Source organism: Sagittula sp. S175 (assembly GCF_049800975.1).
Classification (GTDB): Bacteria; Pseudomonadota; Alphaproteobacteria; order Rhodobacterales; family Rhodobacteraceae; genus Sagittula.
In genome coordinates this window covers 68,110-81,213 of sequence record NZ_JBNAGB010000011.1, presented here as the reverse complement: position 1 = coordinate 81,213, position 13,104 = coordinate 68,110, and the positions used below count along the sequence as shown (strand labels likewise).

The following is a 13,104-nucleotide window of genomic DNA, read 5'->3' as shown; positions in this document are numbered from 1 at the left end:
TGATGGTTCTGGCGCAGGCCCCTGGTTTCGCGTCAGATGGCGGCATGGATCTGCACCGACGCTACATGACCATCGCCGACCTGCGCGCCCGTGCGCGCAAGCGCACGCCGCGCTTCGCCTGGGCCTATCTCAACACCGCCACCGGGACGCAGGCAACGCTGCGCCGCAATCGCATGGCGCTCGATGCGGTGCGCTTCATGCCGTCCATCCTGCATGGCGAGGTGGCACCGGATCTCTCGACCCGGCTTTTTGATGAGCAGCACCCCCTGCCCTTCGGCATGGCCCCTGTCGGCCAATCCGGCCTGCTGTGGCCGCGCGCCGAAAGCATACTGGCAACGACCGCAACCAAGCATAACCTGCCCTATACGCTGTCAACCGTGGCCACGGCGACCCCGGAGGAGATCGGTCCCCTGACAGGCGGCAAGGGCTGGTTCCAGCTGTACCCGCCGCGTGATCCGGATATGCGCCGCGACATGCTGGCGCGGGCGCGCGACAGCGGCTTTCACGTGCTGGTGCTGACCGTCGATGTCCCCGTGGCCTCCCGGCGAGAGGCGCAGGTCAAGGGCGGGCTGACACAGCCGCCGCGCCTGACGCCGCGCATCCTCGGGCAATGCCTCCGGACCCCGGTCTGGTCCCTCACGCGCCTGCGCGAGACCCTGCGCCACGGCATGCCCCGGATGAAGACACTCGACAGGTACACGCAGGACAACACGACCCGCGACCCGACCGCCCATATCGGGTACTTGCTGCGGACCGCCCCGGATTGGGACTATCTGGCACGGCTTCGGGAATATTGGGACGGAAAACTGGTGGTGAAGGGCGTTCTTCGGCCCGAAGACGCCGCGCGCCTCGAAACCTTCGGCATCGACGGCATCTGGGTCTCGAACCACGCCGGGCGACAGTTCGACGCGGCTCCGGCCTCCATCGAGGTGCTGCCCGCCATACGCGCGGCAACCACCCTGCCGATCATTTTCGACAGTGGCGTCGAATCCGGTCTCGACATCCTGCGCGCCCTCGCGCTGGGGGCGGATTTCGTCATGATGGGCCGCGCCTGGCATTACGCGCTCTGCGCCCTCGGCGCCCGCGGGCCCGCCCATATGATCGACATTCTGCACAAGGACCTTATCGCCAACATCGGCCAACTGGGCGTGGCCAAGCCGACGGATCTGCGTGGCAAGGCGCTTTGGTCCGGTGACCTTGTTCTCGAAACGCCGAAAACTTGACCTTTTCTGCCCATCTCCCGCGCCGGTTAGGCAACGCCCACGCGGGCAAAGATCATCGGCGCTGGCGGTCTCACCTCCGCCTTGCGAGACTTGCGTAAACACGGGCCCTGAGTGACTGGGCCTCGCAGGGAAAAAGCGCGGGCGTCGCCGACTTTGCAAACCATCCCAAGGTTTACAATTAATTTGCAAACCCCCTTGCGCTGCGTCGCGGCGTATCGTCAAAGTAATAATGTTGCGCAACCAAGCAATAATAATGCGTCGGAGGACCAGCGCTTATGGCCGATTTCGAAAAGATTCTCGTCGCCAACCGTGGCGAAATCGCGATTCGCATCATGCGGGCCGCGAACGAGATGGGAAAAAAGACCGTCGCGGTCTTTGCCGAGGAGGACAAGCTCGGCCTCCACCGTTTCAAGGCGGATGAAGCCTATCGCATCGGCGAGGGCATGGGTCCGGTTCAGGCCTACCTGTCGATCGGCGAAATCATTCGCGTCGCCAAGGAATCCGGCGCCGACGCAATCCACCCGGGCTACGGCCTGCTGTCGGAAAACCCTGATTTCGTAGATGCCTGCGTCAAGAACGGTATCACCTTCATTGGCCCGAAGGCCGAGACCATGCGCGCCCTTGGCGACAAGGCCAGCGCCCGCAAGGTCGCCGTCGCGGCAGGCGTTCCGGTCATCCCGGCGACCGAGGTTCTGGGTGACGACTGGGATGCCATCGCCAAGGAAGCCGAGGAGATCGGTTTCCCGCTGATGCTCAAGGCCTCCTGGGGTGGCGGCGGTCGCGGCATGCGTCCGATCAACAATGCCAAGGAATTGAAGGAAAAAGTCCTTGAAGGTCGCCGCGAGGCAGAGGCCGCCTTTGGCAACGGCGAGGGCTACCTGGAAAAGATGATCCTGCGCGCCCGCCACGTCGAGGTGCAGATCCTCGGTGACAAGCAGGGCAACATCTACCACCTTTACGAGCGTGACTGCTCGGTCCAGCGCCGCAACCAGAAGGTCGTGGAACGCGCCCCGGCCCCCTACCTGTCCGAGGCACAACGCGAGGAAATCTGCGAACTTGGCCGCAAGATCTGCGCCCATGTGAACTACGAATGCGCGGGCACGGTCGAGTTCCTGATGGATATGGACTCCGGCGCCTTCTACTTCATCGAGGTCAACCCCCGCGTGCAGGTGGAACACACCGTCACCGAGGAAGTCACCGGCATCGACATCGTTCAGGCGCAGATTCTCATCGCCGAGGGCAAGTCGCTGGCAGAAGCTACCGGCAAGGCCTCGCAATATGATGTCAAATTGACCGGTCACGCGCTTCAGACCCGGATCACCACCGAAGACCCTACCAACAACTTCATCCCCGACTACGGCCGCATCACCGCCTTCCGTTCGGCCACCGGCATGGGCATCCGTCTCGACGGCGGCACGGCCTACGCGGGCGGCGTCATCACACGCTACTACGACTCGCTGCTGGTGAAGGTCACTGCCAAGGCGCAAACGCCTGAAAAGGCGATCAAAAGAATGGACCGCGCGCTGCGCGAATTCCGCATCCGGGGCGTGACGACGAACATCGAATTCGTCATCAACCTGCTGAAGCACCCGACCTTCCTGAACAACCAGTACACGACGAAGTTCATCGACACGACGCCGGAGCTGTTCGACTTCAAGAAGCGGCGCGACCGCGGCACCAAGGTGCTGACCTATATCGCGGACATCACGGTCAACGGCCATCCCGAGACCGCAGGCCGCGCCCTGCCCCATCCGGATCTGAAGCCCGCAAAGGCACCGAAGAACCGCACGGAAACGCCCGCCTACGGCACCCGTAACCTGTTGGAGGAAAAGGGTCCCAAGGCCGTCGCCGACTGGATGCTCGAGCAGAAGAAGCTGCTCATCACCGACACCACCATGCGGGACGGTCACCAGTCGCTGCTGGCCACGCGGATGCGCTCGATCGACATGATCCACGCCGCGCCCGCCTATGCGCACAACCTGCCGCAACTGTTCTCGATGGAATGCTGGGGCGGCGCGACCTTCGACGTGGCCTACCGCTTCTTGCAGGAATGCCCGTGGCAGCGCCTGCGCGACCTGCGCGCGCGCATGCCCAACCTGCTGACGCAGATGCTGCTTCGCGGTGCCAACGGTGTGGGCTACACGAATTATCCCGACAATGTGGTGCAGTTCTTCGTCAAGCAGGCCGCCGAGACCGGCGTCGATGTCTTCCGAGTCTTCGATTCGCTCAACTGGGTCGAGAACATGCGCGTCGCCATGGATGCCGTGCTGGACTCGGGGAAAATCCTCGAAGGCACCGTGTGTTACACCGGTGACATGCTGGACCCGGACCGGTCCAAGTATGACCTGAAATACTACGTCGCCATGGCAAAGGAGCTGCGCGACGCGGGTGCCCATGTCATCGGCCTGAAGGATATGGCCGGCCTCCTCAAAGCCAATGCTGCCTACACTTTGGTGAAAACGCTGAAGGAAGAGGTCGGCCTGCCGATCCACTTCCACACCCATGACACCTCCGGCGCGGCGATTGCCACCATCATGGAGGCCTCGCGCGCCGGGGTGGACTGCGTCGATGCGGCGATGGACGCGCTGTCGGGCAACACTTCGCAGCCGACCCTTGGGTCGGTGGTCGAGGCGCTGCGCTTCACCGACCGTGACACCGGGCTCGACATGGGCGCGATCCGCGAGCTGTCGAACTACTGGGAAGCGGTGCGCGGCCAGTACGCCGCCTTCGAATCCGGCATGCAGGCCCCCGCCTCCGAGGTCTACCTGCACGAGATGCCCGGCGGTCAGTTCACCAACCTCAAGGCGCAGGCGCGCTCGCTAGGGCTGGAGGAACGCTGGCACGAGGTCGCCCAGACCTATGCCGACGTGAACCAGATGTTCGGCGATATCGTGAAGGTCACGCCTTCATCGAAGGTCGTCGGTGACATGGCGCTGATGATGGTGTCGCAGGGCCTGACCCGCGCCCAGGTCGAGGACCCCAAGACCGACCTCAGCTTCCCCGACTCGGTCGTGGACATGATGAAGGGCAACCTCGGTCAACCGCCGGGCGGCTGGCCCAAGGCGATCCAGAAGAAGATCCTCAAGGGCGACAAGCCCTTCACCGAGCGCCCCGGCCTCAAGGCCGCGCCCACGGATATCGAGGAAACCCGCGCCGCCCTGTCCAAGCAGCTGAACGGGATCGAGATCGACGACGAGGACCTGAACGGCTACCTGATGTACCCCAAGGTCTTCAGCGATTACGCCACCCGTCACGAGCTGTATGGCCCGGTGCGCGCCCTGCCGACGCGGACCTTCTTCTACGGCATGGAACCCGGCGAAGAGATCACGGCGGAAATCGACCCGGGCAAGACGCTGGAAATCCGACTGCAAGCTGTGGGCGAGACGCAAGACGACGGCGAAGTCCGCGTATTCTTCGAACTCAACGGCCAGCCGCGCACCATCCGCGTGCCCGACCGCAAGGCAGCGGCGACCTCTGCCGCGCGCCCCAAGGCCGAGGCGGGCAATGCCAACCACATCGGCGCGCCGATGCCGGGCGTGGTGTCCTCGATCGGGGTCAAGGCAGGCGACAAGGTCAAGACCGGCGACCTGCTGCTGACCATCGAGGCGATGAAGATGGAAACCGGCCTGCACGCCGAACGCGACGGGACGGTGACCGCCGTGCACGTCACGCCCGGCGCGCAGATCGACGCCAAGGACCTGCTGGTCGAACTGGAGTAATCCGCGACCGCAACATGCAAAGGGCCCGCAGCGCGCGGGCCCTTTTGCGTTCTGTCTTACGACGCCCCGGCGACCTCCCGCCGCCCCCTGCGCCGAAGCCCGCCGATTCCCCGGCGCGACAGGTCGTCCCGTTTCTCTCGCGGCGTCGAAGGTGCTAGGTCCCTCTCCCAACGACAGGTTCAACCATCGGGAACGCCGCCCATGAGGTCCACACTCCGCACCGCCGCACTGCTGGTCTGCCTCTGTGCGGCCCTGCCTCTGGCCGCGCAGGACACGACCGCCCCATCGCCCACCGAAGACCCCGCCATGACCCGCGCCATCGGTCAGGCCCGCGCCCAGCTGGACCTCGTGCTGTCGCGCGTGATGACCGGGGACCGCGACATCCACCCCGCCCTGAACTTCAAGGTCGAGATCCCCGTCACCCATTTCGACGTCGCCCACGAAATCATCTGGGTCGACCGCCTGTCCCTCTCCGAGGACGGCACCTTTGCCGGGCACCTCGCCAACGAACCGGCTTACATGCCCGGCCACAGCCTTGGCGACGCCGTGACCTTCAGCCGCGACCAGATCGCCGACTGGTCAGTCATGAACACCGATGGCCGCATGTACGGCCATTTCACCACCCGCGTACTGATCCGGGACCTCCCCGAGGCCGAGGCCGCGCCCCTGCGCGACCTCCTCTCCGTCGACCCGATTCCCGACGCTTGGCGTTGAACCTGAGCGCTAACCTAGGGCGCTGAAGTTCAGCCCCTCGCCAAGCCCCCGGCCCTCGGCTAGCCTCCCCGCCAAAGGGAGGCCCCACATGCCATTGAAAACCACCGCCGCGCAGATGGTCGCCGCCGCCCGCGCGCGCATCACCGAGATCGAAACCCGTGACGCCATCGCCCGGCTGGACGATCCCGACACGGTCATCGTCGACATCCGCGACATCCGGGAGCGCCAGAAACAAGGCTACATCCCCGGCAGCGTCCACGCCCCGCGCGGCATGATCGAATTCTGGATCGACCCCGACAGCCCCTATTTCAAACCCGTCTTCGGCGAAGCCAAACGCTTCGTCTTTCACTGCGCGTCCGGCTGGCGCTCGGCCCTAACCGTGGCGACCCTGCAAGACATGGGATTCGAGGCGGCGCACCTGCGTGACGGCTTCACCGACTGGGTGAAACAGGGCGGCCCCATCGAAAAGGACACGCAATGGGGATGACGCTCGCCGCCTTCGCGGTTCTGGTGCCGGACTACGACGAGGGCATCGCCTTTTTCACGCAGACGCTGGGCTTCGACCTGCTCGAAGACACCGATATGGGCGGTGGCAAACGCTGGGTCCGCATCGGTCGGCCCGACCACACGACCAACATCCTGCTCGCCCGCGCCGTGGGCGACCAGCGCGCCAGCATCGGCCAGCAGGGTGGCGGCCGCGTCTGGCTGTTCCTGCGCACCGACGACTTTGCCCGCGACCATGCCCACATGACCGCCCAAGGCGTGCAGTTCGAAGAGGAACCGCGCCACGAAGCCTACGGCGCCGTGGCCGTTTTCCGCGATCCCTGGGGTAATCGCTGGGACCTGATCCAGCCTGCCGCAGCGTAATTTCCAGTCCCGGCTGGCCCTTGCGGAAAAAATTCGACAGCCCCGAATTTTTCCGCTTGCGCCCCCCGTGGGGAACCCTTAAACGCCCCTCTACCAACTGGTTCGCGGGCGTAGCTCAGGGGTAGAGCATAACCTTGCCAAGGTTAGGGTCGGGCGTTCGAATCGCCTCGCCCGCTCCAGTGGGACAGCTTCGGGATCACCCACCCGAGGCGATGATGACAGACTGGTATGCGGGCGTAGCTCAGGGGTAGAGCATAACCTTGCCAAGGTTAGGGTCGGGCGTTCGAATCGCCTCGCCCGCTCCAGTCGCCAAACTCCCTTTATGATGCAGCGCTTCCTCGCTCATGCAGGAAATAGGTCCGTCGGCCTGATGGCCCCTTTCACCTGCATTCCGTCCTGCCTATAAGGCGCGCGACCCGAACAGGAGACCGCCATGCGCCGCGCGACAGTGACCCGCAAGACCGCCGAGACCGAGATCAGCGTCGAGATCAATCTCGACGGCACCGGCATCTACGACATGCAGACCGGCGTGGGCTTCTTCGATCATATGCTGGACCAGCTGGCGCGCCACTCGCTGATCGACATGACCGTGCGCGCCAAGGGCGACCTCCACATCGACGACCACCACACGGTCGAGGATACGGGCATCGCCCTGGGTCAGGCACTGGTGCAGGCGCTCGGCGACAAGCGCGGCATCCGCCGTTATGGCTCGTGCCTGCTGCCGATGGACGACACGCTGGTGCGCGCCGCGCTGGATCTGTCTGCGCGGCCCTTCCTGGTGTGGGACCTGCACATGCCCAGCCAGAAGATCGGCACCTTCGACACGGAACTGGTGCGCGAGTTCTTCCAGGCGCTCAGCACCCACGGCGGCATCACGCTGCACGTGGACAAGCTGCACGGTTTGAACTCCCACCACATCGCCGAAGCGGCATTCAAGGCCGTCGCCCGTGCCTTGCGCGAGGCGGTGGAACCGGACCCGCGCAAGGGCGACGCCATCCCGTCGACCAAGGGCTCCCTCTGAAGGTTTGCGCCCCCTGAATGACACGTAGGTCGGGGTTCCACCCCGACTCCCCCTCCCGCCAACGACCCGGCCCAGCAGCGAGGCACATCATGCTCACCGCCATCATCGACTACGACAGCGGCAACCTGCACTCCGCCGAAAAGGCTTTTCAGCGCATGGCGTCCGAGACCGGCGCAGGATCGGTCGTCGTGACCTCGGATCCGGAAACCGTGGCCGTGGCCGACCACATCGTCCTGCCCGGCGACGGTGCCTTCCCCGCCTGCGCGGCCGCCCTGCGCGCCTCCGGCTGCTTCGACGCCATGATCGAGGCCGTCGAGACTCGTGGCCGCCCCTTCCTTGGCATTTGCGTCGGCATGCAGCTCATGGCCCGCACGGGTTTCGAGTACGAAGAGACCCCCGGCCTCGGCTGGATCGACGGCACAGTGCAGGCCATCCGGCCCGCCGACAAGACGCTGAAAGTCCCGCACATGGGCTGGAACGACCTGGTGATCGACACGCCCCACCCGGTGCTGGACGGCATCGAAACCGGCGAGCACGCCTATTTCGTCCATTCCTACCAGATGGTCATGGACACCCCCGCGCATCGTCTCGCCCATGTGGATTACGGCGGCGACGTCACCGCCATCGTCGGTCAGGGCACCCGCATCGGCCTGCAATTCCACCCCGAGAAAAGCGCCGCCGCAGGCCTGCGCATGATCGCCAACTTCCTGAAATGGCGCCCCTGACGGGCGTCACTTCACCCGGCGCCAGACCTGCCCTTGGCAGATCAGCCCGCCCAGCACGCAGCCCGACATCTTCAGCCGCTCTCCGGTCAGCCGCGCCTTGCCGCTGAAGGTCTCGCCCGAGGACGGCTGAAACACCTTGCCGCGATACTGCCCGCCGCCCTCCGGCACCATGTCCCAGACAAGGTATTCCCCCACCAGCGGCGTATCGTAAGCGCTGCCGTCCAGATGAAAGGTGCCCCGCACCTTGCCACACAGCGACGGCCCGCAAGGGGCAATGTCCACATGGGCAAAGCCTCCCGCATCCGGTTCGGTCTGCCACAGCCCCTCCACCGGGTCGGCCAAGGCCCCACCGCAGGTCAGAACCAGCACGACAAATGGCACAAACCGCATCATTCCCCAATGCTACGCCACCTCCGTCCCCGCCCAAAACGAAAAAGCCGGACGCCCGCGCGCCCGGCCCCATCGTGCAGGAAACGCCCGATTTACTTCACCCGCGCCCAGGTCCCGCCATCGCGGCAGATGCCCAGCACGCAGCCCGACACCTTCAGCCGGTCGCCATTCAGCGCCAGCTTCGACGCATAGGTCTTGTCGCGGTCGGGCGAGTAGACCTTGCCCTTGTACTGACCGTTCCCCGACGCCACCGTCTCCGAGATGATGTTGCGCCCGACATTGGCGCTGTCGATCTGCTTGCCGTTGCCATCGAAGGCCCGCACCAGCTTGCCGCAGAGCTGAGCCCCACAGGGCGCCACCTGAACGTGACCGAAATGCCCGTTATCGTCCTTCGCCGTCTGCCACGTCCCCTCCAGCGGATCGGCCACGGCCGCCCCCGCCAGCAGCATCACGGCCGCCACGTATCCCGCAAGTTTCATGTCTCAGTTCCTCCCTATGAACCTGTTGACACCTTGACGCCCCCGCCCCCATGCGATCAAGCAGGGGCCAAAGCGCAAAGCCCCCCGTGTCGCAACGTCATCAGCCATGACGTCGGGGCACGGGCACGTCAAAAGGAAGCACCCGATGATCCTCTATCCCGCCATCGACCTGAAGGACGGCAAGGCCGTGCGCCTCCTGCGCGGCGACATGGACAAGGCCACCGTCTTCAACGACGACCCCGCCGCGCAGGCGATGGAATTCGTCGCCGCCGGTTGTGAATGGCTGCATCTGGTGGACCTGAACGGCGCCTTCGCGGGCCAGCCGGTGAACGCGCAGGCCGTCGAACAGATCCTGTCGCAGACAAAGACCCCCGCCCAGCTGGGCGGCGGCATCCGCGACATGGCAACCATCGAGATGTGGCTGTCGAAGGGCCTCGCCCGCGTCATCCTTGGCACCGTCGCCGTGGAAAACCCCGACCTCGTGCGGCAGGCGGCGCGTGAATTCCCCGGCAAGGTCGCCGTGGGCATCGACGCCCGCGACGGCATGGTGGCGACCAAGGGCTGGGCCGAGACCACCGACGTCAACGCCACCGACCTCGCCCGCAGCTTCGAGGACGCGGGCGTCGCGGCGATCGTCTACACCGACATCAACCGCGACGGCGCGATGCAGGGCCCGAACGTCGAGGCCACCGCCGCGCTCGGCAACGCCGTGTCGATCCCGGTCATCGCCTCGGGCGGCGTCTCCTCACTGAAGGACCTAGAAGCCCTACGCGACTGCGGCGCACCGCTGAACGGCGCCATCTCGGGCCGTGCCCTCTACGACGGAGCCCTCGACCTCAAGGAGGCGCTGGCCACCCTCAAGGCCTGAGATCATGGCCTGAGATCATAGCCTGACCTCATGGGCTTATGCAGCGCCCTCGCGTGCCCGCGCCCGCCGGGCGCTGCCATCGCCTCCCTAACCTCGCCGCGGCGAGGATCTCCCTCCCCCGCCGGCCAATCGCGGCCTCCGCCGAGCGAGCCCCCCCAAGCCCGGTCACCAAGGCCCAGTCCCCTCGGCCCGCCACGGTCCAGATCTTGTCCCACTGGCGCTCACCGCTCCCCTGACACGACACAAGAAGACCGAAACGGCGCCTGAAACGCCCCGCTCCCATCTTCTTTGGTTTTCCAAATACCCTCGGGGGAGTCCCGGCACGGGACGGGGGCAGCGCCCCCCTCGCGCACAGCGCGGATCACTCTACCACCTCGCTTGCCGCGCGGATCACTCCGCCTTCGCCGCCTTCTCCGTCAATTGGGTCAAGGCCTCGTCGATGGCCGCCACGCCCTCGACCTCGGCATCGACATTGACCGAATCCATCATCTGCACCGTGTCCTGCGTCACGAACCAGGTCTGCCCCTCGTCCTCGACCACCAGCACCCTCAGTGGCAGGACCAGCCCCGCGCGGAAATTGCGCATGATGACGGGCGTCCCGAGCTTCGGATTGCCAAAGACCAGCAGTTGCGACTCCGGCAAGCTCATCCCCGCCTCCTCGGCCCCCGCCGCATGATCGACACGGGCAAAGACGGTCGCGCCCGCCGCTTCGACCACAGCCTGCAAGCGGTCCGCCGCCTCGGCCACGGTGCCCTCCGCCTCCAGCCAGTCGAGGTTCTCGTCGGCCAAGGCCACCGTGGGCGCCAGCACCAGCGCCGCCACCACCCATTTCACCGCCTGCCCCACCGGGCTCTGCATCCTGCGTTTCATCAAGGCCTCCTCTGCCATCGCTGCCTTTCCAACACGGCAGCCGTCCCGACGTTCCACAGTTTCAACCCCGTCCCGCGAAAACCGCCTGACGCGTCGCGAAAACCCGCCCAGCCCGGATCGCCATTTCGGCAGGCCCCCGCCCGTCGCCCGCCCGTCCCGACACGCCCCGTTGAAGCACCCGCCCTGCGGACACACCTCTCCGACACGGGCAGCGCGAGCCTCGCGCCAAATCCCGTAAAGGAGACTGACATGACCATCCGGACGAAGATCATCGGCACCGCCACCCTCGCAGCCCTCTTTGCCGCGCCGCTGGCTCCCGCCTTCGCCCAGACATCTGACCAGACGTCCGAGCAAAGCGCACCCGCTCCGGGGCAACCCATGCTGCAAGAGGACATGCCTTCGCAGTCCTTCACCGACGCGCAGCTCGAAAGCTTCGTGACAGCCGTGGACGCCGTGACGGAAATCCGCGCCGAGGCATTGCTGGAACTCCAAATCGCCGAGCCGGCAGACGCCGAAACGGTGCAGGCCGAGGCCGTAACCCGGATGAAGACGGCGGTCGACGAGACACCCGGCATGGACCTTGCCACCTACAACGCCATCGGCGCGGCCCTGCACACCGACGCCGAGCTGAACGACCGTGTCGCCGCGCTGGTCAAGACGCGGCAGTCCGACACCAACGACACGACACCCCAAGGCGACGGCTGACCATCCCCCACAGCCGTGCCTGCCGCGCCGCCCCCAACCACTCGGGGGCGGCGCATTTACAGTCTGCGCCAAGATCCCGGACGCCAACCCCCGACATTCCCAAGCACCGCGCCCGCTGCTTCTTTGGTTTCACAAATACCCTCGGGGGAGTCCCGGCACGGGACGGGGGCAGAGCCCCCTTCCACCTCTGCACAGAGGACACCCTGTGCAATCGCGCACCACCTGCCGCCCCCTGTGGACAAGCCCGCACGCCACCCTCTTCCCCCATGGCCAGAATCGCAGTATCCGACGCGCCATGTTGAAGACGCGCATCATCCCCTGCCTCGACGTGGCCGACGGCCGCGTGGTCAAGGGCGTCAACTTCGTCGACTTGGTCGACGCCGGTGACCCCGTCGAATCCGCCCGTGCCTATGACGCGGCGGGCGCCGATGAAATCTGCTTCCTCGACATCCATGCCACGCATGAGAATCGCGGCACCATGTTCGACGTCGTCACGCGGACGGCGGAACAGTGCTTCATCCCCCTTACCGTGGGCGGTGGCGTCCGCACGGTGGCCGACGTCCGTGCCCTCCTGCTCGCGGGTGCGGACAAGGTCTCCTTCAACTCCGCCGCCGTGGCCAACCCCGACGTCGTGGCCGAAGCCGCCGACCAGTTCGGCAGCCAGTGCATCGTCTGCGCCATCGACGCGAAAACCGTCGCCCCCGGCAAGTGGGAGCTGTTCACCCACGGCGGGCGCAAGCCCACCGGAATCGACGCCGTCGCATTCGCCACCATGATCGCGGCCAAGGGCGCGGGGGAAATCCTGCTCACCTCCATGGACCGCGACGGCACGAAATCCGGCTTCAACCTGCCCATGACCCGCGCCATCGCCGATGCGGTCGACATTCCCGTCATCGCCTCGGGCGGCGTCGGCACGCTCGACCACCTCGTCGAAGGCGTGACCGAGGGCCATGCCAGCGCGGTTCTGGCAGCGTCGATCTTCCATTTCGGCACCTACACGATCCACGAGGCCAAGGAACACATGGCCGCCGCCGGCATCCCCGTCAGGCTCTGATAACCGCCTCTTGAGAAAAGCGCCGTAAGACCGCAGAAACGGTCAATGGAGGCCCCCATGCTGTCAGACGGCACCGACGTCACGATCCGCGAAGGCGAGGTGGAACACACCGCCTGCAACTGCTGCGGCAAGCCCACCACCGTGGTCACCGGCTACCTCGACGTGGGCGACCTCTCGGCGGGCTGGTACACCATCGGCGTCACCCACGATGCGCCCAACCACCTGCCGCTCTGCCGCCTCTACATCGGCGACTGGTCGGAAACCGCAGGCGCGGACGAACGCTGGGGCATCCGCATCGGCATCGCCCCGGACGGCCCGCAACTGCTCGACTGGTCCGAGGCAGAACAGGCCGAGGCGCGCCCCGTCTTCACGCCCCTGAACCGCCCACAGGTGCTTGGCACCCCGCTCGAGCCGCAACTCTGGGCGCTGATGGACAGCATCCGCAACGCCGACACCCGCCTCTAAGGAC

At 66.0% G+C, this 13,104-nt stretch carries 14 protein-coding genes and 2 tRNA genes; 13 read left to right on the top strand and 3 right to left on the bottom strand.

Features of this window, described 5'->3' with window-relative positions; translation table 11 throughout:
• Positions 1-44 precede the first annotated feature (44 nt).
• From ACP16H_RS15025 to hisH, 9 genes are all read left to right on the top strand, one after another.
• Entirely contained in the window at positions 45-1,223 is a 1,179-nt protein-coding gene (locus ACP16H_RS15025; protein WP_425073059.1) for an alpha-hydroxy acid oxidase, read from the top strand.
• Positions 1,224-1,498: 275 nt separating this feature from the next.
• A complete protein-coding gene (locus ACP16H_RS15020) occupies positions 1,499-4,942 on the top strand; it encodes a pyruvate carboxylase (RefSeq protein ID WP_425073058.1) in 3,444 nt (1,147 codons plus the stop codon).
• A 201-nt stretch (positions 4,943-5,143) separates the two neighbouring features.
• Complete coding sequence (locus ACP16H_RS15015) at positions 5,144-5,656, top strand: YegJ family protein (protein ID WP_425073057.1); 513 nt, start codon at positions 5,144-5,146, stop codon at positions 5,654-5,656.
• Positions 5,657-5,744: 88 nt separating this feature from the next.
• Complete coding sequence (locus tag ACP16H_RS15010; RefSeq protein WP_425073056.1) at positions 5,745-6,143, top strand: rhodanese-like domain-containing protein; 399 nt, start codon at positions 5,745-5,747, stop codon at positions 6,141-6,143.
• Positions 6,134-6,523 (top strand): VOC family protein, encoded by a 390-nt coding sequence (locus tag ACP16H_RS15005; protein ID WP_425073055.1) that lies wholly within the window; start codon positions 6,134-6,136, stop codon positions 6,521-6,523. Before ACP16H_RS15010 ends, ACP16H_RS15005 begins: the two co-directional genes overlap by 10 nt.
• Before the next feature lie 104 nt (positions 6,524-6,627).
• Positions 6,628-6,702 (top strand) — tRNA-Gly (locus ACP16H_RS15000).
• 51 nt (positions 6,703-6,753) lie between these two features.
• Positions 6,754-6,828 (top strand) — tRNA-Gly (locus tag ACP16H_RS14995).
• Positions 6,829-6,956: 128 nt separating this feature from the next.
• Positions 6,957-7,544, top strand: a complete 588-nt coding sequence (hisB, locus tag ACP16H_RS14990; protein WP_425073054.1) for an imidazoleglycerol-phosphate dehydratase HisB — start codon at positions 6,957-6,959, stop codon at positions 7,542-7,544.
• 89 nt (positions 7,545-7,633) lie between these two features.
• Positions 7,634-8,269 carry an imidazole glycerol phosphate synthase subunit HisH gene (hisH, locus tag ACP16H_RS14985; protein WP_425073053.1) on the top strand — a complete coding sequence of 212 codons (636 nt, stop codon included), beginning with the start codon at positions 7,634-7,636 and terminating at the stop codon, positions 8,267-8,269.
• A gap of 6 nt (positions 8,270-8,275) precedes the next feature.
• Here the strand turns inward: hisH and ACP16H_RS14980 are convergent, their stop codons facing one another.
• Complete coding sequence (locus ACP16H_RS14980; protein WP_425073052.1) at positions 8,276-8,662, bottom strand: DUF2147 domain-containing protein; 387 nt, start codon at positions 8,660-8,662, stop codon at positions 8,276-8,278.
• An 89-nt stretch (positions 8,663-8,751) separates the two neighbouring features.
• On the bottom strand, positions 8,752-9,138 hold the full coding sequence (locus ACP16H_RS14975) for a DUF2147 domain-containing protein (RefSeq protein ID WP_425073051.1): 387 nt from the start codon (positions 9,136-9,138) through the stop codon (positions 8,752-8,754).
• Between the two features lie 145 nt (positions 9,139-9,283).
• Here ACP16H_RS14975 and hisA point away from each other — a divergent pair, with 145 nt between their 5' ends.
• Positions 9,284-10,006 carry a 1-(5-phosphoribosyl)-5-[(5-phosphoribosylamino)methylideneamino]imidazole-4-carboxamide isomerase gene (gene hisA / locus ACP16H_RS14970; RefSeq protein ID WP_425073050.1) on the top strand — a complete coding sequence of 241 codons (723 nt, stop codon included), beginning with the start codon at positions 9,284-9,286 and terminating at the stop codon, positions 10,004-10,006.
• A 390-nt stretch (positions 10,007-10,396) separates the two neighbouring features.
• Here the strand turns inward: hisA and ACP16H_RS14965 are convergent, their stop codons facing one another.
• Positions 10,397-10,876, bottom strand: coding sequence for a DUF302 domain-containing protein (locus ACP16H_RS14965; protein ID WP_425073049.1), 480 nt, complete (start codon positions 10,874-10,876; stop codon positions 10,397-10,399).
• 249 nt (positions 10,877-11,125) lie between these two features.
• Between ACP16H_RS14965 and ACP16H_RS14960 the strand changes: the two genes are divergently transcribed.
• From ACP16H_RS14960 to ACP16H_RS14950, 3 genes are all read left to right on the top strand, one after another.
• A complete protein-coding gene (locus ACP16H_RS14960) occupies positions 11,126-11,581 on the top strand; it encodes a DUF4168 domain-containing protein (protein ID WP_425073048.1) in 456 nt (151 codons plus the stop codon).
• A gap of 295 nt (positions 11,582-11,876) precedes the next feature.
• Positions 11,877-12,635 carry an imidazole glycerol phosphate synthase subunit HisF gene (gene hisF / locus ACP16H_RS14955; RefSeq protein ID WP_425073047.1) on the top strand — a complete coding sequence of 253 codons (759 nt, stop codon included), beginning with the start codon at positions 11,877-11,879 and terminating at the stop codon, positions 12,633-12,635.
• Positions 12,636-12,692: 57 nt separating this feature from the next.
• Positions 12,693-13,100, top strand: coding sequence for a hypothetical protein (locus tag ACP16H_RS14950; RefSeq protein WP_425073046.1), 408 nt, complete (start codon positions 12,693-12,695; stop codon positions 13,098-13,100).
• The last annotated feature ends 4 nt before the right edge of the window (positions 13,101-13,104 follow it).